The sequence below is a fragment of the Mycobacterium sp. P2_H7 genome (genome assembly GCF_056403275.1).
On the sequence record NZ_JBFUFU010000006.1, the window covers coordinates 196,198 to 218,443 of the forward strand.

Genomic DNA, 22,246 nt, shown 5'->3' on the forward strand with positions numbered 1-22,246 from the left:
CAATATTGAGGGACACCTCTGGCGCTCCGGAAGGCGGCGAATGGGCACGTTCCACTCCCGACGGTGGCTCACGGCCCTGATCGCGGTACTCGTGGCCGTTCTGCCGGCCGCCCCCGCCGCGGCCGCACCCGAAGATCTGTCCGGTGCCATCGCGACGGTCGAACCGTCCGTGGTGCGCATCGACACCACCAACGACTACCAGCATGTGATGGGCACCGGTACCGGCATCGTTCTCGACGCCAACGGCCAGGTGATGACCAACTATCACGTGATCCAGGGTGCGGACACCATCAATACGTCGGTCAACGGCCGGCCGTTCGCCGCGGACATCGTCGGCTTCGACCGCCGCCGGGATATCGCGGTGATCCAGCTGCGCGGCGCCGGCGGCCTGCCCGCCACCCCGCTGGGTGATTCGGCCCAGCTCGCCATCGGCGACCCCGTCGTCGCGCTCGGCAACGCACGCGGGTCCGGCTCCCCTCTGACCAGGGAAACCGGCACCATCAGCGCCTTCGGGCGCACCATCAGTGCCGAGGACGAGCTCACCGGGTCGGCGAATCAGATGACCGGCCTGTTCGAGATCGCCGCGCCGGTGCGGGCCGGCGACTCGGGCGGACCCGTGGTCAACAGCGCCGGGCAGGTCGTCGGCATCACCACCGCAGCGTCGGTGAACTTCCGGATGGGCCCCGGCGGGGAGGGATTCGCCATCCCCATCAACGACGCACTGGCCATCGCCAATCAGATCCGCGCCGCGGCGCCGTCCGACACCGTGCACATCGGTCCGCCGACGCTGCTGGGTGTCGGCGTCAGCACGGCCGAGCAGCACGAGGCCTTCCCCGGCGTCCTCGTGCACGAAGTGCTGCGCGGCGGGCCGGCCGAGCGGGCCGGACTCGCCAACGGCGACGTGCTCCTGACCCTCGACGGCATCCAGCTCGATTCCGCCACCACGCTGACCTCCGTGCTGGACCGGCACTACCCAGGTGACGTGATCGGGCTGACCTGGATCGACCGGGCAGGACAGCAGCAGGTCGGGAAAGCCACCCTGACGGCGGGCGACTGACCCGTCCGGGAGGCACGACACGCCCCCGCATGAGGCGTAGCCACGCCGTCGAAAAAAAATCTTTGTGAAATTTGCAGATGCGTCACCTGAGTGGGCCGTGCGTTGCTCGCGCAAGCATCGGCGACAAAATGTGACGTATTCGTCAAAATTGCCGTTGATCTCGCGGCCGACCCGATTCCTGTGGCACTGTAAAGCCGTCCATCCCCCGTCGGTGATTGACACCGCAATCACGAGCTCATCGATCGTCGCCGATCGCATGTGCCGGTGGCCGGTCGGCTTTCGACCGGCTGACCGAGCGTGCATAGCCGGCGCCGCTCATGGGCAAAGAATGGTTCCGCGGCAATCCGGGACCATCACCCGCGACGGCGTGCCGCGGGTGCGGCAGGCCTGGTGGCGACGGCGCTCAGACAGGCCGATGTGATCTTGAAATCGACACTGCCATAGGGCCTTTCGGCGACACCGCGGAACCGCTCACGCACGCTCGGCGACGCTGCGCCACAACCGAAGTCGGCGCCGGCCCAACACGGGCGCGCCGACCCGCCCAGCGCGCGAACTCCCAGCACGGCACGCGGCGGCACCGAGCGACTGTCCCGCACGCACCTCCGTCCGCTCGACGCGGCCCGCCGCGAAATTTGCCTGCCGCTCGGCACCGCACAGCGACATGAATTGACGCCCGCTCACATCACGGCGCCAGCACACCTCGACGCCACCCGCCAAACCCGGCCGACCCCGTTGAACTGATCGCCGACTCAACCGAAAGTAGTTGCCTGGGCAACAGCACATCCCGTTGCTGAATACTCACTGAAGGCCGCTGACCTGCTAATTGTCGCCTCTGAGTAGGCAGCGGAAGACTTTCCCACGCTGCGTCTCGGCGCTACATTTGGCGTAACGACCTGCGGCCCGCAGCTGTGCATGGATGCAACAGCCCGCCCCGCTGGCAAGGGGGAGACATCGTGGTCCAAACCGTCATTGCGGCCTATCTCGTCGGCTGGGCGCTCAGTGCTGTGGTCATCTATGTGGCCAGCCGGCACATCGGTTCCAAGCATGAGCCGGTGCCGTACCAGTTCGCGCTCAGCGCGGTGGCCGGGGCACTGTGGCCTCTGCTGCTGCTGGGCGCCGTCGAATTCAGCTCGGTGGCCGCGGCGTCCACCGTGCCGTCGCACCTGGACGCGCTGGACAGCGCTTCCCACCTGTTGGTTCCCGCGACGGTCGTGCCGCTGCGCTAGGCCCCGCCGGGCACGGGGTTCCCGTCGGCGTCCCAATGGGCCGCGACTTTCTTGCTGGGTTGTACCCGGGGCGGTTCACCGGGCATCTTCGGGTAACTCGGCGGGTACGGCAGATCCGCCAGGCCGGCTTCCTCGTCGACCCGCACCATCTCCAGTAGCGGCTCCAGTGAATGCGGCGTCTCCTCGATGCCCGCCCACGGGTCGTCGCGCTCGGCCACCAGCGCCGCCACCGTCGCGATGGTGTAGTCGTCAGGATCAGCGTCGGCCAGTTCGGCCCAGGTCAGTGGCATCGAGACCGTGGCGATCGGCGTTTTGCGCACCGAATAGGCCGACGCGAACGTGCGGTCCCGGGCGTTCTGGTTGTAGTCGATGAACAGCCGCTCGCCCCGCTCCTCCTTCCACCACGAGGTGGTGACGGCGTCGGGGGCGCGGCGTTCCACCTCGCGGGCCAGTGCGATGCCTGCGCGGCGTACCTCGATGAAGTCCCAATCCGGCTTGATCCGGATGAAGACGTGCACGCCCCTGCCACCCGAGGTCTTCGGATACCCGACGAAGCCCAGCTCATCGAGGACCGGTTTGAGCACGTCGACGGCGATACGGCGAGCATCGGCGAAGTCGGTACCCGGTTGCGGGTCGAGATCCACCCGCAACTCGTCGGGATGTTCGGTATCCGGGCAGCGGACCTGCCACGGATGCAGCGTCACCGTGCCCATCTGCGCGGCCCAGATGATCGCCGACGGGTGGGTGACCTTGAGGGCGTCCGCGGTCCGGCCGGATGGGAACGTCACCGTGCAGGTCTCCAGATAGTCCGGATGCTTCTGCGGCACCCGCTTCTGGTAGATCTCCTCCCCCTCGATGCCATCGGGGAAGCGCTGCAGATGCGTGGGCCGGTCCTTCAGCAGGGCGACCATCCGGTCGGCCACCGCCAGGTAATGGTCGACGACGTCGCGCTTGGTGTAGCCCGGCTGGGGAAAGTACACCTTGTCGGGGCTGGTCAGCCGGACGGCGACACCGTCGACGTCGAGTTCCTCCGCGGGTGTGGCCATCCGTCATCCTCTCCCTTCGCTGCGCTCGCCCGAGACGCCCTTCTCCAGGACGTCGAACAGGTCGTAGTGCAGGGGCGCATCGAGTTGGTCGAACGTGCAGCTGGCGGGGTCCCGGTCCGGCCGCCAGCGCAGGAACTTCACCGCGTGCCGGAACCGCTGCCCGTGGGCGGTACTGCCCTCCATCTGGTCATACGCCACCTCACATACCCGTTCCGGACGCACGGGGACCCACCGCTTGTCCGCCGCCGAGTTCCACCGACTCGGATCGCCGTCGCGGGCCTCGCCCTCACGCAGCGGTTCCAGGTCGGCCAAGAGGCTCGCCCGGGCCTTGACGGTGAACGAGGCGGCACCGCCGACCATCTGCAGTTCGCCGTCCTCGCGGTAGAGGCCCAACAGGATCGAGCCGAGCCCCTCACCGCTCTTGTGGATGCGATAGCCGATCGCCACGCAGTCGGCGTCGCGATGGTGTTTGACCTTCACCATCTCGCGCTTGCCCGGCAGATAGGGACCGTCGAGGCGTTTGGCGATCACGCCGTCCAGGCCTGCGCCTTCGAACGTGTCCAGCCACTGACCGCCGACGACGGGATCGGTGGTGGTGCGGGTGACGTGACACCACTTCTTCTCGGTGACAGCTCCGATGAGCGCAACGCGGCGGGTCCGGAACGGTTCGGCGAGCAGCGAACGGTCGCCGACGGCCAACGCATCGAAGCCGATGAAATGCGCGGGCGTCTGCTCGGCCAGCATCGCGATGCGGCTGGCGGCGGGATGGATCCGCTGACTCAGCGACTCCCAGTCCAGCCGAATCCTGCCGTCCACTTCCCGCGGCACCACCACTTCCCCGTCCAGCACGCAGCGGTCGGCGAGTTCGTCACGCATCGCGTCGAGCAGTTCGGGAAAGTACCGGCCGAGCTCCTTGCCGTTGCGCGACTGCAGGACCACGTCGTCGCCGTCCCGGAAGGCCAGCGCCCGGAAGCCGTCCCATTTCGGTTCGTAGGACCACACCCCGGGGTCATCGGGCAACTTGACGGCAGCCTTGGCGAGCATCGGGTCGACCGGTGGTGAGACGGGGAGATCCACGCAATCCATACTCACGTAGACCACCGACGCCGGGCAATGTCATCGCCGGCCCGACCGGCGATTCACCCTACGGCCGGATCCTGTGCGGTCACCCGCGGTTGGGGCCAGGGTTGCGGAACCGGGCGCGGGCGCACCCGCAGCGGCCACCAGAACCACCGGCCGAGCAGCGTCGCGATCGACGGGGTCATCAGCGACCGGACCACCAGGGTGTCGAACAGCAGCCCCAGGCCGATCGTGGTGCCGACCTGACCGATGATGACCAGGTCGCTGACCGCCATCGAGATCATCGTGAAGGCGAACACCAGACCGGCCGCGGTGACCACCGATCCGGTACCGGCCATCGACCGGATGAGCCCGGTGTGCAGACCCGCGTGGATCTCCTCCTTCATCCGGGACACCAGCAGCAGGTTGTAGTCCGCCCCGACGGCGAGTAGCACGATCACCGTCATCGGCAGCACCATCCAGTGCAACGGGATGCCGACGAGGTGCTGCCAGATCAGAACCGAAAGCCCAAAGGAGGCACCGAGACTGAGCACCACGGTTCCGACGATGACCGCGGCGGCCGCCACCGCGCGGGTGAGCACCACCATGATCAGGAAGATCAGGATCAACGAGGCGACGGCCGCGATGAGCAGGTCGTAGTCCGCGCCCGTCTGCATATCCTTGTACATGGCAGCGGTGCCACCGACGTACACCGTGGAACCTTCCAGCGGGGTGCTCTTGATGGCATCGGCCGCCGCCACCTTCAACGGCTCGATGTGTGAGGTGCCCTCCTCGGTCAACGGGTCACCCTGATGAAAGACGGTGAACCGCACGGCATGTCCGTCCGGCGACATGAACAGCTTGATGCCCCGCTGGAAGTCGGCCGTCTGGAACGCCTCCGGCGGAAGATAGAAGTTGTCGTCGTTGCGTGACGCGTCGAAGGCCTGCCCCATCGCCGTCTGGTTGTTCTGGTTGGCGATGTTCTGGTCCTGCTGCGCCTTCTGCGCCTGGTACTGGTTGAGCAGGTACTGCTTCTGGTTCTTCATCGTCTGGATCATCGCCGGCATCACGGCCGCCATCTGCGGTGTCAGCTCCGCCATCCGGTGCAGGTCCGGCACGATGTCCTGGAAATCATCGGACATCTGGCTGATGCCGTCCAGACTGTCGAAGATCGACCGCACCGACCAGCACATCGGGATGTCGTAGCAGTGCGGTTCCCAGTACAGGTAGTTGCGGATGGGCCGGAAGAAATCGTCGAAGTCGGCCAGATGATCACGCACGTCGCTCAGCGTCGCCGAGGTCTTGTCCATCTTGTCGGCCATGCTGCGGGTGACATCGGCCAGTTGCAGGGTGATGCCGTAGAGCTTCTCCTGCGAATCGATGCTGGTCTGCATCTCGTTGGCCTGCTTCAACGTGTTGTCCAGCACTGTCTGCTGGTAGTCGTTGTTCATGAGAGTGCCTGTGCCACTTTGGCTCATCGAGTACGCCAGGGACGCATGCTCGATCGGCTTGCCGTCCGGGCGGGTGATGGTCTGCACCTGGGCGATACCGTGCACGCGCACCATCGCCTTGGCGATCTTGTCGATGATCAAGAAGTCGGCCGGATTGCGCAGATCGTGATCGGCCTCCACCATCACCAGTTCCGGGTTCATCTTCGCCTCGGAGAAGTGCCGAGTGGCCGCGGCCATACCGACATTCGCCGGGATGTCGGCGGGCAGGAAGATCCGGTCGTTGTAGGTGGTGTGGTAGCCCGGCAGCGTCAGTAGCCCGACGAGAGCGAGCACCACGGCCATCACCAGGACCGCGCCGGGCCAGCGGACGATGGTCGCGCCGATGCGGCGCCAGCCGCGGGCGCGGTCCATGCGCTTGGGGTCCAACACCTTTCCGAAGCGGGTGACGATCGAGATGAGTGCAGGTCCCATGGTGAGGGCGGCGGCGACCACGATCGCCATGCCGATCGACAGCGGGATGCCCATGGTCTGGAAGTAGGGCAGCCGGGTGAAGTGCAGGCACAAGGTGGCACCGGCGATGGTCAGGCCGGAGGCCAGCACCACGTGGGCCGTGCCATGGAACATGGTGTAGTAGGCCGATTCCTTGTCCTCGCCGGCGCGCCGCGCCTCTTGATATCGGCCTATCAAGAAGATGGCGTAGTCGGTGGCCGCAGCGATCGCCAATGTCACCACCATGTTGGTGGCGAACGTGGTGAGCCCGAACACGTTGTGGTAGCCCAGGAATGCGATGATCCCGCGCGCCGAGGACAAACCGACGACCACCATGAACAACGTGATGAGCACGGTGACGATGGAGCGGTAGACGATCAGCAGCATCACCGTGATCACAGCGAACGTCAGCATCTCGATGGTTTCCATGCTGGCGTCGCCCACGGCGTTCTGGTCCGTGGTGGTGGCCGCCGGCCCGGTGACGTATGCCTTGACGCCGTCGGGCGCCTTGGTGTCGTTCACGACGTTGCGGACGGCCTCCACCGACTCGTTGGCCAGCGCCTCGCCCTGGTCGCCCGCGATGTACACCTGCACGTAGGCGGCTTTGCCGTCGATGCTCTGCGCACCGGCCGCGGTCAGGGTGTCACCCCAGAAATCCTGCACGTGCTGAATGTGTTTGGTGTCCGCGCGGAGCTTGCGGACCATCTCGTCATAGAACGCGTGGGCGTCCGGGCCCAGTTTGTCCTGGCCTTCCAGCACGATCATCACCGAGCTGCTGGTGTCGTACTCCTCGAACACCTTGCCGACGTGCTTGGTCGCGATCAACGCGGGGGCGTCGTTGGGGCTCATCGATACCGCCCGCATCTTGCCGACGTCTTCCAGCTGCGGCACAACGGTATTGAGCAGCCCGACGATGACCAGCCAGCCCAGCACGATCGGGATGGAGAAGGTCCGGAGCAAGCGCGGGAGCCAGGGACGGGCGGCGTGCCGCGCGGGCGGCAGTGCGTCGGTCGGGGTGTCGTCCGTGAGAATCGTCATGCTGCCTTCACCAGGCAGAATGTTGCAGCATTCACGCCGGTGGCCGTCCTTTCGTCTTTGACCTCGTCATCGACGGTGACGCGGCAGCCGATCGACTGGCCGTCACCCTGGGCGAGGAGATTGGGCTGGACGGACGGGATGGTCGTCTCCAGCCGTAGGGTCCAGGGCAGTGGCGCTTCGGTGCGCTGCGGGAGCCCCTGCAGGTCCATGTAGTTGATGGTTGCGGTCGATCCGGTCCCGAAAACCTCGTAGACGACCACCTTCGGGTTGAATTTGTCGGCGGTGTCCGATCCCACCGGGGTCACCACCGCGCCGTCGGAGCCGAAGACCGACCGCAGGTGGGACACGCTCACGACGCCGACCGCGAGAGCCACCACCATGAGGGCGGGCAGCCAGACGCGCTTGAGTACCGCAATCAAAAGAAGGCCTTTCATGATGTGACAACCACACAAATCAGCAGGCGGTCCAGCTAGTGAATCTAAGGGTATAAGTGGATAGGGTCAATCCATTTATTCCCGGGAGTAAGGCACGTCACTAAGGTGGTGCGAATGACGGATCAGCCACGGCGAGCGCTGCGCAAGGATGCGGAGCGCAATCGGCAACGTGTGCTCGAAGCGGCGCGCGAACTGTTCGCGGTCAAAGGCATGGAGGCCACCCTCAACGACGTGGCCCACCACGCGAACGTCGGCGTCGGCACCGTCTACCGCCGCTTCGCGACGAAAGAGGAGCTGGTCGACGCCATCTTCGAGGACGGCATCACCCAGGTGGTCGCCCTGGCGGAAGAAGCACTGCAACAGCAGGATTCATGGGACGGCTTCGTGTGGTTCGTCCAGCACATGTGTGAACTGACCGCCACCGACCGTGGCCTGCGGGAGATGGTCTACAGCACGGCCTACGGAGGCGACGGAGTCGGGTGCGCCCGCGACCGGCTGACCCCGCACATGACCAAACTCGTCGAACGCGCCCGCGACGACGGCTACCTGCGCCCGGACATCGAACACACGGACATGCCGATCGTCGGACTGCTGGCCGGCACCGTCAGCGAGTGGGCAGGCCACGTGGAGCCCGAGCTGTGGCGCCGGTACGTGGCGGTGCTGCTGGAGGGGATGCGCAATCGGGCCGACCGACACCCACTGGAGGTCGACGCGCTGAACCCCGATCAGATGGACGCGGCCATGCAGGGTTGGGATCCGGCGAGTGCCTAGGCCAAGCCCGCGATGATGCGGTCGAGGTTGATACCCGCCGGCTGCTCCAGCTGGCCGAACGTGCACGAGCGCGGATCACGGTCCGGCCGCCAGCGATTGAATTGCGCGGTGTGCCTGAATCTTTCGCCCTCCATGTAGTCATACCGCACCTCCACCACCCGCTCGGGCCGCAACGGGACGAAAGACAGGTCCTTACCCGCATTCCAGCGTGAACGTCCGCCGTAACGGCGCGCCAGGTCCGGGTCGGCCGCCGCCTGGGCCGCCCAGTTCCACGGATGATCATCGAATGTGGTTACCAGGGGCTGCAATTCGGTGATCAACTCCCGCCGCGTCACCATCGGGAATGCGCCGATCACGCCGACCGAGGCCAGCCGGCCGTCGTCGGTGTAGAGGCCGAGCAGCAGCGACCCGACCGCATCGGCGCCCGACTTGTGCAACCGGTAGCCGGCCACCACACAATCCGCGGTGCGCTGATGCTTGACCTTGAACATCACCCGCTTGTCCGGCAGATAGGCCAAGGTCGCCGGCTTGGCGATGATCCCGTCCAGACCCGCACCCTCGAACTCGGCGAACCATCGCTGCGCGGTGTCCGGGTCGGTGGTCGCCGGAGTCAGGTGGAATCGCGGGCCCGTCCCGGCCATCAGGTCCACCAGCCGCGCGCGGCGTTCCCCGAAGGGCCGGTCCATGAGGTTCTCCTGCCCCACGGCGAGCAGGTCGAACGCGATGAACGACGCCGTCGTCTTGACCGCCAGCATCTGGACCCGACTGTCCGCGGGATGGATACGCTGTTGCAGCGCTTCGAAATCGAGTCCGTCCTCGGTGGCGACGACGATCTCACCGTCGATCACGCAGCGCTCCGGAAGTTCGGCCTTCGCCGCCTCGACGAGCTCCGGGAAGTACCGGGTCAGCGGCTTCTCATTGCGGCTGCCGAATACGACGTCCGCCCCGTCCCGGAAGCAGATCGACCGGAAGCCGTCCCATTTCGGTTCGTAGATCGCGTCCGGTGGGATGGCCGTCACGGCCTTGGCCAGCATCGGCTTGATCGGCGGCAGCACCGGCGGCGACATCAGTCCATTCTCAGCCGTGCAGCTTCCGGTAGGCACCCACCGCGCCGGAATGCAAAGGAAGAAAACCGGTCTGGATCATCGACGGGGTGTCCAGGTACTGCAGCCCGCGCACGTAGGGCGGCACCAGTTTCATCCCATCGGTCGCCAGCACGTCGACGACGGCGCCGACCAGCCCGTCGGGCGTATCCGGGCGGCACAGCAGCAGGTCGGGCACCCCGATCGACAACACCCCCGGCGACACGTACCCGCAGGTCGGGACCCGCCGCACGATGTACGGGTACCCGGCGATCCGGCTCATCGGCGCGGCCCGCGCGCCGATGTCGAGAATCCGTAGCGGCAGTTGACCGTCCAGGTCGCTGATCGCCGGTGTCGGCACGCCGCCCGACCACAGCAGGGCCGCGATGTCACCGTCCGCCAGCCGGGACAGCGCCTCCTGCAGTCGGTAGTTCAGCATCTGCACGTGACCGCTGAGCCCGGCCGCCTCGAACAGCACCCGGCTACTCATCGCCCCGCCGGATCGGGCGGCCCCGATGGACACCCGCCGCCCTTGCAGATCGGCGAAGTCGCGGACGCCGTGGGCATCGCTGACGATCGCCTGCAGATAGTTCTCGTACACCCGGGCGACGGCCAGCGGTGCGGCCGCGTCGGTCTCCGACGTCCGGTCCTGCTCGGCGACGTCGGCCAGCGCCAGGCCCATGTCGACCTCGCCCGCCCGCAGCCTGGCCAGGTTGTCGACGGTGCCCTCGGTGGGGATGACCTCGATGTCGATGTCCGGGTACCGGGCGCGCAGCTGGGTGGCGAATACCTCGGCGAAGGCCAGGTACATGCCGCCGGGATCGCCGGCGGCCAGGCGCAGGCGCCCGCTCGGTCCACCCGGGATGGCGCAGGAGGCCGTCAGCGCTGCGGCCGCGAGAAGGAAAGTGCGCCTGGTCAACTGGTTGCGGATCACGGGTTGGCCTCACTCGCCGCGGGTAGGCGGTAGCGCACCAGTAGACCGCCCTCGGGCGCCGGCTCGACGGTGAGCAACCCGCCATGGCCCGCGACGATCTCGGCCGCGATGGCCAGCCCCAGGCCGGTCCCCGAGCCGTCGTCGGCGCCCCGCCAGAATCGTTGCGGGGCGCGGACCAGATCCTCCTCCGGCAGCCCGCAGCCGTCGTCACTCACCACCAACTCGACACCGGCACCGGTCGCTGTGGCCGCGACGGTGACGGTGGCACCCGCTCCGGCATAGCGTCGGGCGTTCTCCAGTGCGACGTCGAGCAACTGCTCGATGTCGTGACGCGGAACCTGAACTGCCGGAACGGGATCCGAACCGACCTGGAGTTTCTGCCCCTGGCCTTCCATCAGCGGCCGCCAGAATGCCTCGCGTTCGGTCATCACGTCGGCCAGGTCGGTGGCTTCGGCCGTACTGGCCAGGCCCACCTGGCGGCTGCCGCTGACCTCCTCGGCGCGGGCCAGCCGCAGCAGCTGCGCCAGCAGGTTCTCGAATCGGTCGAGTTCGGCGGTCATCGAGCTGTAGGTCGGCCAACCGGCTTGCTGCACATAGTCTTCGAGGGTGTCGGCCCGCAACCGCACCGCGGCCAGCGGATTACGCAACTGGTGCGAGGCGTCGGCGACGAGGCGGCGTTGCCGGTCCAGCGAGGCCCGCACCACGTGGGCCATGGTGTTGAACGCCGCGGTGAAATGGCGCAACTCCGGCGGGCCCGCGACGTGGGCGGGCGGACCCGACACCCCCTCGGTCATCTCCGCGACGGCGCGTTCCAGCCCGTCCAGCGGGCGCAGCACCCATCGGGTGAGCGCCCGGGCCACCACGGCCGCGACGACGAGCATGAACAGGCACCCCACCGCGACCCACAACCAGTCCCGGCCGACATCACGCGCGGCCGTGGCGGGATCGGCGGCCACGACGACGGCGCCGACCACTTCACCGTCGCGCCGGACACTGCTGGAGATCAGGACCGGGTCGGTACGCCAGGGCAGCACCCGCGGCCACTGCGGCGCGGGCGCATCGATCAACCCGCGGCCTGCTGCCGCCGCCACCGCCGGGTCGGCGGTTGGCGCCCCCGTTCGTCGGCCAGCACCGCGGTGCGCCGTGCCGCCGAACTCGACGCCAGCGGGATGGCCAGCGCCGCGGTTGCCAGCAGAGCGAGCACCACCAACACCACCCGGACGCGTAATCCCATCTCGGCCGCCCGACCTCAGCCGTCCAGCCGGAAACCGAAGCCGCGCACCGTCTGCAGCGGCACCCCGGTGAGTTTGGTGCGCAACTGCCCGATGAAGAAGTCCAGCGATCGCGACCGGCCGACCACCGCGGTCCCCCACACCTCCAGCATCAGCTCCTCCCGGCTGACCGCCTCGCCCTGCCGGGCCGCGAGCGTCGCCAGGATCTGGAACTCGGTTCTGGTGAGCGCACGCGCCTCGCCCGCCACAACGACCTCGCGGCGCTCCCGATCGATGGTGACGGGCCCCGCGATCACCGGGCCGGCCGTAGCGGTGAGCTCACCGGCGCCGCGTCGGAACCGGCGCATGACGGCGTCGATGCGGGCCAGCAGCACCGCCTTGCGGACCGGTTTCACCAGATAGTCGTCGGCTCCGGCCCGCAGTCCGAGTACCACGGCGCCGTCACTGTCCCGGGCGGTCATGATGATCACCGGCACCATGGTCGCCCGGCGCAGAGTGCGCAGCACCTCCAGACCGTCCATATCGGGCAGCCCCAGGTCGAGCAGGACCAGATCGCATCCCTTGACGCGGTGCAGGGCGTCGGACCCCCGGGCGGCATGCACGACGGCCGCGCCCGCGCGCTCGAGGAGTTCGACCAGGGCGGAGGCGACCCCCTCGTCATCCTCGACAAGCAGCACACGCATGTCCGACATCATCTCCGGAAAGTCACGGCGCGGCGAGGAGTTCGCCGACCGCGGCCCGGATCTTCGCCACGTAGCCGGACTCCAGCCCCCACGGCCGTTCGACGCCGACCCGCTCGTCCAGATCCCACAGCACGCACCGCTCCCCGGGCATCGCCACGAGTTCCCAAGCGATCACCGTCCGGCGCAGCTGCTCGGACATGGGCTCTTCCGCGGCGGGGCTGCACGCCGGCGCACCGCCGACCGGAGTGTGGTGCATGAACCGGCCATATGCGGCTGAGCAGAACGCCTGATACCGCATGGTGCACAGGATCAGCCCGTGCCAAGCCTCGTCGACGGCATGCGAGGGCATGCCGATCACCTGGTCATCGCGCAGGGCGACAGCACAGCACCGAAGCCACTGCCGCAGGCCGATCTCGATGAGTTCGCGCGGCTGCCAAGGACACGTCTTGAAAACCACTGGGGGAAGCTCCAGTTCGGCGACGGCGACCAGAGAGCGTCCGAGGTTGCCGGTGCGCAGCACCGGATCACCCACCACAACCGCAGCCACCGCAGCCTCCGCAGCTCGCGGCGATCGCCACCCACGCCGCGCCCTTCTTGCCTTTCGCGGCCCCGCCGTCGGATTCCGAACCGGCGTCCCAGAGATCGGTGGCGGGTTGCGGCTCCAGTTTCGCGTGAAGATGACACGCCGAGACGGTGAGTACGGCCAGCGCGAACAGTGCGGCCAGCCCGATTGCCAACTGCATGATGAACCCTCCTCTACTCCGGTTGCGGTCATCATGTGCCGGTGTCGGGCGGCCGGGGAAGAGCATCCCGATCGGTGCCGGGGTTTCCTTGCACGATCCACAGGTTGACGAGCTGTTCGAGATCCGGACATCCGCATACCGCCGCCCTGCCGACCCGATGAGCTGCGATTACAGTGTGGTCCATGGCATCCGATGCAGACCGCACTGCGCGGCCGTGTAACACGTTGGAAATCAACCCTTTCCGGCTCACCCGCTGGGCGGCGCGGAGCACCGTCGGGCGTCGGACGATGGCGGGGCTGTTCACCTTCGGCCTTCTGATCACCAGCTACGGGCAGGCCGAAGTCACTTCAACGGCAACCACACCCGCCAAGACGATCGTTCTCATCAACCCAAATTCCAGTGCAGGCGCGACCACCTCCATGGTTGATCTCGCCCAAACGCAAGCCGGCGACACCGCGAAGATCCTCGGGATCACCAACGACGGGGCTGCCGCTCTGTTGACGACGCCTCACGACATGGCCACCGCGGCGCAGGGCGTGGTGCAGCGCGGCGTGGCTGCCGCGAAAGATCCGAACGTTGCCGTCATCATCGTGGGAGCTTTCAGCGATCCGGGATTGGACGCATTGCGCGCTGCTGTGCAGATTCCGGTGCTCGGCATCGGCGAGGAAGCCTTCCACCAAGCCGCCCGGGGAGGCCGACAGTTCGGCATCGTGACGGTAACCCCGGATCCGGCACTGATCGAGTCCTTCCAGCAGAAGGCCGCGTCGTTGGGTTATCAGGATCTGTACCGCGGCGTCCGGGTCACGCCCGGTGACCCCACCGAACTGGTCGCGTCGCCGGACAAGCTCGACGCGGCACTGAGCGACGCCGTCCACGAGTCGATCGCGCTGGACGGTTCACGAGCGGTGATCATGGGCGGCGGCCCACTGTCGGCCTCTGGGCTCCGGATTGCGCCACAGTTCGACGTTCCCCTGGTGGTCGCCGTGAATGCAGCGGTCGATGCCGCGAAGAGGTTCATCGACGAGAGCGAGTAAACCTGCCGACCCCGCGCGGATTGTGCCCAGCGATAAATCGCTTGACCTCAACACAGGTTGATGTTGAAAGCTGTATCCAATCCAGTGAGGGGGCACTCATGCGACAGATCCGAGCCGACCTGTGGGAAACCAGTTCGGAACGCTCTTTTCCCGGCGTCACCACCCACGCGTACCTGTGGACCGGCGGTGAGGCAGGCAACGTGCTGTTCTACAGCACCGAGACCGACGACGCCTTCGGCGAGTTCGACGCGCTCGGCGGCGTGGCACACCAGTACCTGTCACATCTGCGCGAGGCAGGCCCGATGCTGCGCTCGATCAGCGAACGGTACGACAGCCAGCTGCACGCACCGGCAGCCGAACTGCTCGACATCGGGATGCACGCGCACGTCGACGTGCCCGTCGGCAGCCGACACGTCGACCGCAACGGCATCGAGGTGATCCCGACGCCGGGTCACTCGCCCGGCAGCACCTGCTATCTGGTGCCCGGCGCCTACGGGCAGAGTTACCTGTTCACCGGGGACACGATCATGCAGGATCCCGACGGCAACTGGATACCGGGCTATATCCCGTCGCTCAGCGAGGCGCGGTCACTGTCGCGGAGTCTGCAGGTGCTGGCCGGACTTCAGCCCGACCTGGTGATCACCAGTGCCTTCCCCGGCGAGTCGGGGGTGCACGCCCCCGGTGCGCGGCGATGGGCGCAGTGCGTCGAACAGGCCCGGGAACGGTTGGCCCTGGTCGCCTGATCTAGGTTGGCGACATGAGCGCTGCGGGGCGGTTCGCGCCCAGCCCGTCGGCCGACCTGCACATCGGCAATCTCCGCACGGCGATCCTGGCGTGGCTGTTCGCCCGCTCGACCGGACGGCGGTTCCTGCTGCGGGTGGAAGACCTCGACGACCGCACCTTCAGCGATGTGGCGGCCCGGCAAGTCGCCGACCTTGCGGCAGTCGGGGTGACCTGGGATGAACCGCCGGAACATCAGACGGCACATCAGGATCGGTACGACGCCGTCATCGCGGAGTTGTCCGACCGTAGCCTGGTATACGAATGCCATTGCAGCAGAAAGGACATCCTGCAGGCACCGCGCGCACCGCACGCGCCGGAGGGCGCCTATCCGGGGACATGCCGCGATCTGCCGCCCGGCTCGGGGCGGGGTGACCGCCCACCCGCGCTGCGGCTGCGCAGTGACGCCGCCGAATACACCGTCACCGACCTGCTCCAGGGCCGATACACCGGCGTGGTGGACGATTTCGTGTTGCGCCGCGGCGACGGCGTCCCCGCCTACAACCTGGCCGTGGTGGTCGACGACGCGGCGCAGGGCATCGACCAGGTGGTGCGCGGGGAGGACCTGTTGTCCTCGTCGCCGCGGCAGGCCTACCTCGGTGCACTCCTGGGCTATCCCCGCGCGGTATACGCACACGTGCCGCTGGTGCTCAACGCCGAAGGCAAGCGACTGGCCAAGCGTGACGGCGCGGTGACGCTCGCCGAGATCGGGGTGGGTCGTGCGCTCGCGCAGATCGCCGATTCGCTGCACCTGCCACCGGGCCCACCGCAAGCCATGCTCGCCCGGTTCGACCCCGCCGCGTTACCCACCCAACCCTGGATTTACCAGCCGGGTTGAGCGAAACCGTTGGGTATAGGCCGGCACGTTGCTAGGTTGCGCCGGTGAGCTTCCCCCTTCGACGATCCGGCAAGGCAAGCGCAGTGGTGCTGGTGATTGCCCTGCTCGCCATGCTGCTGACGGCCGGATGCGGAGCCAAAGGAGGCGGCGACAAGCCGATCGCATCTGCCGGTGTGCTGCGGGTGGGCACCGAAGGGGTGTACTCGCCGTTCAGCTACCACGACCCCAAAACCGGCGAGCTGACCGGTTATGACGTCGATGTGGCCAAGGCTGTCGGCGACAAGCTGGGCGTGAAGGTCGAGTTCGTCGAGACGCCGTGGGATTCGATCTTCGCGGGGCTGGAGGCCGACCGCTTCGACGTGGTGGCCAACGAGGTCACCATCAACCCTGAGCGCCAAGCCAAATACGATCTGTCGCAGCCCTATTCGGTGGGCGAAGGTGTCATCGTCACCCGGGCCGGCGACACGTCGATCAGGTCACTGGCCGATCTCAAGGGCAAGACCGCCGCCGAGAACGCCACCAGCAACTGGTCGGAGGTGGCCCGCAAGGCGGGCGCCAAGGTCGAGAGTGTGGAGGGCTTCGCGCAGGCCATCACCCTGCTCAACCAGGGCCGCGTCGACGTGGTGGTCAACGACAGCATCGCCGTCTACGCCTACCTCGCCGAGACCGGTGACAAGACCGTCAAGATCGCGGGCACCGTCGGCGAGAAGAGCGAGCAGGGCTTCGCCGCCCGCAAAGACAGCGGCTACCTTCCCGAACTCGACGGCGCCCTGAGCGCGTTGCGCGCCGACGGCACGCTGGCCAAGATCTCGCAGAAGTACCTCAAGACCGATGCGACCGGCGCCCCACCGGACACGCCGATCAGGTCGGCCGGGGTGCTGCGAGTCGGCACCGAGGGCACCTACTCGCCCTTCAGCTACCACGACACCAAGACCGGTGAGCTCACCGGCTATGACGTCGACGTCGCCAAGGCGGTCGGAGAGAAACTCGGTGTGCCAGTCGAGTTCGTCGAGACACCGTGGGATTCGATCTTCGCGGCACTGGAAGCAAAGCGATTCGACGTGGTGGCCAACGAGGTCACCATCAACCCGGAACGCCAAGCCAAATACGACCTCTCCCAACCATATTCCGTGGGCGAAGGGGTGATCGTCACCCGGGCGAACGACGATTCGATCAAATCCCTGGCCGACCTCAAGGGCAAGACAACCGCGCAGTCCAGCACCAGCAACTGGGCCCAGGTGGCCCGCGACTCGGGTGCCACCGTCGAAGCGGTGGAAGGATTCGCCCAAGCCATCACCCTGCTCAACCAGGGCCGCATCGATGCCACCGTCAACGACAGCATCGCGGTCTATGCCTACCTCGCCGAGACCGGCGACAAGACCGTCAAGATCGCCGCTCAGACCGGGGAGAAGAGCGATCAGGGCTTCGCCGCCCGCAAGGACAGCGGCTACCTACCCGAACTCAACGGGGCGCTCGACGAACTCCGCGCCGACGGCACCCTGGCCTCCATCTCGCAGAAATACCTCAAAGCCGACGCCACCGGCCAGGCCGCGGGCGCGCCTGCCGCACAAGGTGCGCAAGCGCCGCAGACCCGTTCCGGCTTCCAGCTGGTCCTGGACAATCTGTGGCCGCTGGCCAAGGCTGCGATCACCGCGACCATTCCGCTCACCATCATCAGCTTCGTGGTCGGTCTGGTCATCGCGCTGGCGGTGGCACTGGCCCGGCTGTCCTCGAATGTGGTGCTGACCAATCTGGCCCGGTTCTACATCTCGGTGATCCGCGGCACCCCGCTGCTGGTGCAGTTGGTGATCGTCTTCTACGGCCTACCCAAATTCGGGGTCACCCTGCCGGCCTTCACCGCCGCCGTCATCGCCTTCTCGCTGAACGTCGGCGGCTACTCCGCGGAGATCATCCGCTCCGCGATCCAGAGCATCCCCAAGGGCCAGTGGGAGGCGGCCGAGACCATCGGCCTGAACTACGCCGGGGCGCTGCGCCGGATCATCCTGCCGCAGGCCGCCCGGGTGGCGGTACCCCCGTTGTCCAACACGCTGATCTCACTGGTGAAGGACACCTCGCTGGCGTCGGCCATCCTGGTGACCGAACTGTTCCGGCAGGCGCAGATCATCGGGGCGCCGACGTTCGACTTCTTCTCGACCTACGTTGCCGCTGCTGTGTACTACTACGTGATCTGCCTGGTGTTGTCCTCCGGGCAGAACCGGCTGGAACGCCGACTCGAAAGGTATGTGGCGCGATGACCGAAGACGTGACCGAATACCGGGTGGTCGCCGAGGGCGTCGAGAAGGCGTTCGGCGACAACAAGGTACTCAAGGGCGTGTCGTTCACGGTGGCGCGCGGCACAGCCACGGCCATCATCGGGCCCTCCGGGTCGGGTAAGACGACCCTGTTGCGCACCCTCAATGCGCTCGACAGGGCCGACGCCGGCGTGATCCGGGTGGACGATGTCGAGATCGACTTCGCCACGCCGACACCGAAACCCGAGGTGCGGCGGTTCCAGTCACGCAGCGGGTTCGTCTTTCAGGGCCACAACCTGTTCCCGCACAAGACGGTGCTGCAGAACATCATCGAGGGACCGGTGATCGTGCAGAAGCGGCCGAAGGACGAGGCGGTCGCGGAGGCCGTCGCACTACTGGATCAGGTCGGGTTGGCCGCCAAACAGGACCAATACCCGTTCCAGTTGTCGGGTGGTCAGCAGCAGCGCGTCGGTATCGCCCGGGCACTGGCGCTGAAACCGAAACTGGTGCTCTTCGACGAGCCGACCTCGGCGCTGGATCCGGAACTGGTCGGCGAGGTGCTCTCCGTCATCAAGGATCTCGCGGTCGAAGGCTGGACGCTGGTGATCGTCACACACGAGATCCAGTTCGCCAGGCAGGTGTCCCAACAGGTGTTGTTCACCGACCAGGGCATCATCCTCGAGCGCGGCACCCCCGACGAGGTCATCGGGAACCCCACACAGGAGCGCACCCGGCAGTTCCTGGACCGGATTCTCAATCCGTTGTGACCGCGGCATCGGCCGCCCAAGCCACCAGCGAGCGCAGGTGAGTGCACACCATCTCGTCCGGGTACCGGTCCGGGTCCTCCAGGTGCAGCCGCGCCAGTTCCTCGATGGCGGCCAACAGGATTCGTAGCGGCGCACCATCGGGGTCGAGTCCGAGATGACGGGCGGCCACCCGGCGGGCGTAGGTGCGGCCGAGTTCGATCCGGACCCGCGCCTCGGGCGGGGCACCGTCGGGTGGGCGCAGGATGATCCCCCAACTCGCCGGTGCCGCATGCAGATACGCCAGGATGCCCGCGCCGAGCAGTTCGAGGCCGACGTCGGCGACGGTGCTCATCCCGGCGAAGGCGATCGCCGATTCGCGGTCCAGCAACGCGGTGGTCAGTCCCGCGAGGTCGGTGAACTGCTGATAGACCACGGTCCTGGTCACCCCGGACTGCCGGGCTACCTTGTCGATGGTGAGGCCGGTGAAGCCCTCCGCTGCAACGATTTCACGTGCGACATCGAGCAACTGATCGCGACGATCGGCCGAACTGAGGCGTCGTCTGGTCACTGCAGCAGAAGGTCGACGGCCACCGCCGCGCTCTGCACGGCGCTCTCCATGGTGGCCGACCAGTCGGTCGCGGTCCAGTCGCCTGCCAGCGCCAGCGTCGGCACCGAGGTGCGCTGTGGTGGCCTCAGCGCATCTGTCCCGACCACCTGGGAGAAGGTGGCCTTGGGCATTTTCACCACCTGCGCCTGGAGTACTTTCGCCTGCGCAGCGGCCGGATAGTAGCGGCGCAGCAGCTCCAGCTGTTCGGCGACGATCTCGTCGTTGGACTTGTGGATCTGTTCGTAGGCACCGCTGGTGGTCAGGCAGTACAGCCACGCCCGCTCGGTGCCACGGCCGTGCATGATCTGCCGGTCGAAGACCTCGTCGATGACGCCGGTACCGCCGATCAGCCCCTCGAAGGCGGACTCCGTGCCCAGCGGCCGGTCCAGGTACAGATTGGTGCTCACGATCGGCGTGTGGCCGAGTTTGTCTGCCGCCGCGTAGATCTCGGCGTGCTCGGGCAGGTCGTCGAGTAGGCCGGCGATGCTGGAGTTGGGGACCGCGCAGATCACCGCGTCGGCGGGGATCTCGGTGCCGTCGGCCAGGACGACAGCGCGCACGCTGCCGTCCTCGATCCGAACCCGGCGCGCGACGGTGCGGTAGCGCACGTCTACGCCCTGCTCTTCGAACACCTTGATCGCACCGGTGATGTACAGGGTGTCCAGATCGACGGTCGGATAGCCGATGGTCACCGGGGTGCGGTGTTTGATTCCCAGGCGGATGCCGGTGGCCAGGACGTCGGCGAACACCTTGGCCGACTCGCGCGCCACCGGTTCGGCGGCGATCCCCAGAGCGAGCCAGTCCCACAACGCTTCCCGCGCTTTGGCGGGCATCCCCACGCGCTGGAACCATTGCTCGGTACTCAGATCCGCGAGGTCGGCCGGCTGACGCAGGGCCTGCCAGCCCAGCAGCACGGTGGCGCGGGCGGCACGCAACCTCTCACCCCAGCCGGCGTCGGGATGCACACCGAACAACGTGCGGATGGCACCGGGACCTGTGGTGTGCATGGTGACGTGGCGCCCGTCGGGCCAGCGCAGGGTCGAGGACTTCGGGAACTCAATGTATTGCCGGGTACCGACACTTTCCAGGTACCGGTACAGGTGCTGATATCCGCTGGCGATGACGTGTTGGCCGTTGTCCGGCACATCGTCGACCGCATCCGCGTGCATGGCATGGGTGCGGCCGCCGAGGCTGCCGCGCCGTTCCAGCAGGGTGACGTACTTGCCCGCCTCGGCCAGCCAGACGGCCGAAGCCAGGCCTGCCAGGCCGCCACCGATCACCACAAAGTGCCGTGTGTCCTCAGCCATGTGGCCGACAATAACTTACATTTCGTAAGTTAGGCCAGGATGATGCGGTCCGCCACCGGCGAGCGGCCTTTGGCCGCACGCTCGGCCGCTTCCAGCAGCCCGTCCCGGAACTGCGGATCGGCGATAGCCGCGAGGGCCTCGCCCCTCTCGCGCACGGTCAGGCCTTCGAGTTCCGCGGTGCCGTGTTCGGTGACGATGACGTCGACATGATGCCGTGGCGTGGTGATCACAGCGCCGGGCCCGAACCACGGCACGATCCGCGAGTGCAGCACGCCGTCCCTGGTGTAGGTCGAGGGCAGGCAGATGAGTGAGCGGTCGGACAACTCGAGCCCTGCCCCCGCCACGAAATCCTCGGCGCCGCCGATCCCACTGAACTGACCGCCGGCAATGGTGTCGGCGACCACCTGACCGTGGATGTCGATGGCCAGCGCACCGTTGATGGTGACCATGCGGTCGTTCTCGGCGATCACGTCGGGGGCGTTGACGACCTCGACGGGCAGGAACGCGACCTCTCGGTTGCCGTCCAGCCACTCGTAGAGTTCAGCCGAACCGAACGCGAAGGTCGTCACACTGACGCCGTCGAACTGGCCCTTGCGGGCGTTGGTGATCTTGCCCGCCCGGTGCAGGCGCATACAGCCGTCGGTGAACATCTCGCTGTGCAAGCCGAAGTCGCCGGCATCGCCCTCGGCGAGCAGTGTCGCGATCTGGTTGGGGATCGAACCGATACCGGTCTGCAGGGTCACCCCCGGCGGCATGTACGCGACGGCGTTGTGCGCGATCGCCCGGTCGACGTCGCTCGGCGGCGTATCACCGCCGGGCAACTCCAACGGCGCCTCCGACGAACGCACCAGGATGTCGATCTCATCGATGTGCAGGGCGTGCCGGTACCCATCGCGCAGGCCGTAGGTCCGCGGGAAGGCGTCGGAAGCCTCGACGATCAGTAGCCGGTCGGGATCCGCTCCGGCACGGCGCAATTCGTCGACGGTCCCGCCGGCGTGCAGGGACAGCGAGCACCAGCCGTCGGCATCCGGTGCTGCCGTGACAGTCGTCATCACCCGCGGGGACTGCCGTCGCAGCAGCGGGCCGAAACGCCGGAAGTCCGCGGGCGTGAACTCGACATCGGCTCCGCCGTCGCGCAACGCCCGGTCCAGGGGTCCATAGAACCCGGACAGGTAGTGCACGCCGGTGCGGGTGAAGAGCTCGGTGAGCACTGCGAGCAGTGCGCCGTACACCCGCAGGTCGATCCAGTCGTCGCGGGCGCCCAGTGCGGCCAGGAAGGCGGGCGGCTGACCGGGCCCCAGCGGAATTCCCAAGGTATCGGTCGTCCGCAGTTGCGCGGCGGCTTGCTCGGCGGTGAGCTCGGTCGGCATGGACTCGACGCTACGTGTCCGCCAATCGCAATGTCACCCTGACAGCCTCGTCATGGATATATCTACG

The 22,246-nt window shown here is 67.2% G+C and carries 23 protein-coding genes and 1 pseudogene; 9 read left to right on the forward strand and 15 right to left on the reverse strand.

Going from position 1 to position 22,246, the window contains the following annotated elements; all coding sequences use genetic code 11:
- Positions 1–40: 40 nt before the first annotated feature.
- Entirely contained in the window at positions 41–1,057 is a 1,017-nt protein-coding gene (locus AC1DY7_RS09540) for a S1C family serine protease (RefSeq protein WP_477493427.1), read from the forward strand.
- 353 nt (positions 1,058–1,410) lie between these two features.
- Here the strand turns inward: AC1DY7_RS09540 and AC1DY7_RS09545 are convergent, their stop codons facing one another.
- Positions 1,411–1,653 (reverse strand): hypothetical protein, encoded by a 243-nt coding sequence (locus tag AC1DY7_RS09545; RefSeq protein WP_477493428.1) that lies wholly within the window; start codon positions 1,651–1,653, stop codon positions 1,411–1,413.
- 357 nt (positions 1,654–2,010) lie between these two features.
- Between AC1DY7_RS09545 and AC1DY7_RS09550 the strand changes: the two genes are divergently transcribed.
- A complete protein-coding gene (locus tag AC1DY7_RS09550; protein ID WP_477493429.1) occupies positions 2,011–2,283 on the forward strand; it encodes a hypothetical protein in 273 nt (90 codons plus the stop codon).
- On the opposite strand, the gene ligD is transcribed toward AC1DY7_RS09550, so the two are convergent.
- From ligD to AC1DY7_RS09570, 4 genes are read right to left on the reverse strand one after another with little or no spacing between them, the layout of a single operon-like run.
- Positions 2,280–3,329, reverse strand: coding sequence for a non-homologous end-joining DNA ligase (ligD, locus tag AC1DY7_RS09555; RefSeq protein WP_477493430.1), 1,050 nt, complete (start codon positions 3,327–3,329; stop codon positions 2,280–2,282). The two genes, AC1DY7_RS09550 and ligD, sit on opposite strands and share 4 nt — an antisense overlap.
- A 3-nt stretch (positions 3,330–3,332) precedes the next feature.
- Complete coding sequence (locus AC1DY7_RS09560) at positions 3,333–4,415, reverse strand: ATP-dependent DNA ligase (RefSeq protein WP_477493505.1); 1,083 nt, start codon at positions 4,413–4,415, stop codon at positions 3,333–3,335.
- A 53-nt stretch (positions 4,416–4,468) separates the two neighbouring features.
- Positions 4,469–7,366, reverse strand: coding sequence for an MMPL/RND family transporter (locus AC1DY7_RS09565; protein WP_477493431.1), 2,898 nt, complete (start codon positions 7,364–7,366; stop codon positions 4,469–4,471).
- Positions 7,363–7,785: an MmpS family transport accessory protein gene (locus AC1DY7_RS09570; RefSeq protein ID WP_477493506.1), complete on the reverse strand. Its 423-nt coding sequence runs from the start codon at positions 7,783–7,785 to the stop codon at positions 7,363–7,365. Before AC1DY7_RS09570 ends, AC1DY7_RS09565 begins: the two co-directional genes overlap by 4 nt.
- 129 nt (positions 7,786–7,914) lie before the next feature.
- Here AC1DY7_RS09570 and AC1DY7_RS09575 point away from each other — a divergent pair, with 129 nt between their 5' ends.
- Entirely contained in the window at positions 7,915–8,571 is a 657-nt protein-coding gene (locus AC1DY7_RS09575) for a TetR/AcrR family transcriptional regulator (RefSeq protein ID WP_477493432.1), read from the forward strand.
- Here the strand turns inward: AC1DY7_RS09575 and AC1DY7_RS09580 are convergent.
- From AC1DY7_RS09580 to AC1DY7_RS09610, 7 genes are read right to left on the reverse strand one after another with little or no spacing between them, the layout of a single operon-like run.
- Complete coding sequence (locus tag AC1DY7_RS09580; protein WP_477493433.1) at positions 8,568–9,638, reverse strand: ATP-dependent DNA ligase; 1,071 nt, start codon at positions 9,636–9,638, stop codon at positions 8,568–8,570. The genes AC1DY7_RS09575 and AC1DY7_RS09580 overlap by 4 nt on opposite strands.
- Before the next feature lie 10 nt (positions 9,639–9,648).
- Positions 9,649–10,587: a TAXI family TRAP transporter solute-binding subunit gene (locus AC1DY7_RS09585; protein WP_477493434.1), complete on the reverse strand. Its 939-nt coding sequence runs from the start codon at positions 10,585–10,587 to the stop codon at positions 9,649–9,651.
- Positions 10,584–11,678: a sensor histidine kinase gene (locus AC1DY7_RS09590; protein ID WP_477493435.1), complete on the reverse strand. Its 1,095-nt coding sequence runs from the start codon at positions 11,676–11,678 to the stop codon at positions 10,584–10,586. Before AC1DY7_RS09590 ends, AC1DY7_RS09585 begins: the two co-directional genes overlap by 4 nt.
- Positions 11,651–11,821 (reverse strand): hypothetical protein, encoded by a 171-nt coding sequence (locus AC1DY7_RS09595; RefSeq protein WP_477493436.1) that lies wholly within the window; start codon positions 11,819–11,821, stop codon positions 11,651–11,653. Before AC1DY7_RS09595 ends, AC1DY7_RS09590 begins: the two co-directional genes overlap by 28 nt.
- A gap of 15 nt (positions 11,822–11,836) precedes the next feature.
- Positions 11,837–12,502, reverse strand: coding sequence for a response regulator transcription factor (locus tag AC1DY7_RS09600; RefSeq protein ID WP_477493437.1), 666 nt, complete (start codon positions 12,500–12,502; stop codon positions 11,837–11,839).
- A gap of 22 nt (positions 12,503–12,524) precedes the next feature.
- Positions 12,525–13,037, reverse strand: coding sequence for a glycine-rich domain-containing protein (locus tag AC1DY7_RS09605; RefSeq protein ID WP_477493507.1), 513 nt, complete (start codon positions 13,035–13,037; stop codon positions 12,525–12,527).
- A complete protein-coding gene (locus AC1DY7_RS09610; protein ID WP_477493438.1) occupies positions 13,027–13,245 on the reverse strand; it encodes a hypothetical protein in 219 nt (72 codons plus the stop codon). Before AC1DY7_RS09610 ends, AC1DY7_RS09605 begins: the two co-directional genes overlap by 11 nt.
- A 182-nt stretch (positions 13,246–13,427) precedes the next feature.
- On the opposite strand from AC1DY7_RS09610, the gene AC1DY7_RS09615 reads away from it, so the two are divergent.
- The 6 genes and pseudogenes from AC1DY7_RS09615 (at position 13,428) to AC1DY7_RS09640 (ending at position 18,916) form a co-directional block, all read left to right on the forward strand.
- Positions 13,428–14,279 (forward strand): aspartate/glutamate racemase family protein, encoded by an 852-nt coding sequence (locus tag AC1DY7_RS09615; protein WP_477493439.1) that lies wholly within the window; start codon positions 13,428–13,430, stop codon positions 14,277–14,279.
- Between the two features lie 98 nt (positions 14,280–14,377).
- On the forward strand, positions 14,378–15,022 hold the full coding sequence (locus AC1DY7_RS09620) for an MBL fold metallo-hydrolase (RefSeq protein ID WP_477493440.1): 645 nt from the start codon (positions 14,378–14,380) through the stop codon (positions 15,020–15,022).
- Between the two features lie 14 nt (positions 15,023–15,036).
- The gene (gluQRS, locus tag AC1DY7_RS09625) at positions 15,037–15,897 is read left to right on the forward strand and encodes a tRNA glutamyl-Q(34) synthetase GluQRS (protein WP_477493441.1); all 861 of its coding nucleotides are present in this window, start codon (positions 15,037–15,039) and stop codon (positions 15,895–15,897) included.
- Positions 15,898–16,007: 110 nt separating this feature from the next.
- Positions 16,008–16,256 (forward strand): annotated as a pseudogene (locus tag AC1DY7_RS09630) (transporter substrate-binding domain-containing protein); the annotation flags it as partial.
- A gap of 501 nt (positions 16,257–16,757) precedes the next feature.
- The gene (locus tag AC1DY7_RS09635; RefSeq protein WP_477493508.1) at positions 16,758–18,152 is read left to right on the forward strand and encodes an ABC transporter permease subunit; all 1,395 of its coding nucleotides are present in this window, start codon (positions 16,758–16,760) and stop codon (positions 18,150–18,152) included.
- Between the two features lie 8 nt (positions 18,153–18,160).
- A complete protein-coding gene (locus AC1DY7_RS09640; protein WP_477493509.1) occupies positions 18,161–18,916 on the forward strand; it encodes an amino acid ABC transporter ATP-binding protein in 756 nt (251 codons plus the stop codon).
- Here the strand turns inward: AC1DY7_RS09640 and AC1DY7_RS09645 are convergent.
- Genes AC1DY7_RS09645 through AC1DY7_RS09655 form a run of 3 tightly spaced genes read right to left on the reverse strand, consistent with a single transcriptional unit; the run spans position 18,903 to position 22,179 of the window.
- Positions 18,903–19,463 (reverse strand): TetR/AcrR family transcriptional regulator, encoded by a 561-nt coding sequence (locus tag AC1DY7_RS09645; RefSeq protein WP_477493442.1) that lies wholly within the window; start codon positions 19,461–19,463, stop codon positions 18,903–18,905. The genes AC1DY7_RS09640 and AC1DY7_RS09645 overlap by 14 nt on opposite strands.
- On the reverse strand, positions 19,460–20,809 hold the full coding sequence (hpnE, locus tag AC1DY7_RS09650) for a hydroxysqualene dehydroxylase HpnE (protein ID WP_477493443.1): 1,350 nt from the start codon (positions 20,807–20,809) through the stop codon (positions 19,460–19,462). The genes AC1DY7_RS09645 and hpnE overlap by 4 nt, the downstream gene beginning before the upstream one ends.
- Before the next feature lie 29 nt (positions 20,810–20,838).
- A complete protein-coding gene (locus AC1DY7_RS09655; RefSeq protein WP_477493444.1) occupies positions 20,839–22,179 on the reverse strand; it encodes an acetyl-CoA hydrolase/transferase family protein in 1,341 nt (446 codons plus the stop codon).
- Between the last annotated feature and the right edge of the window lie 67 nt (positions 22,180–22,246).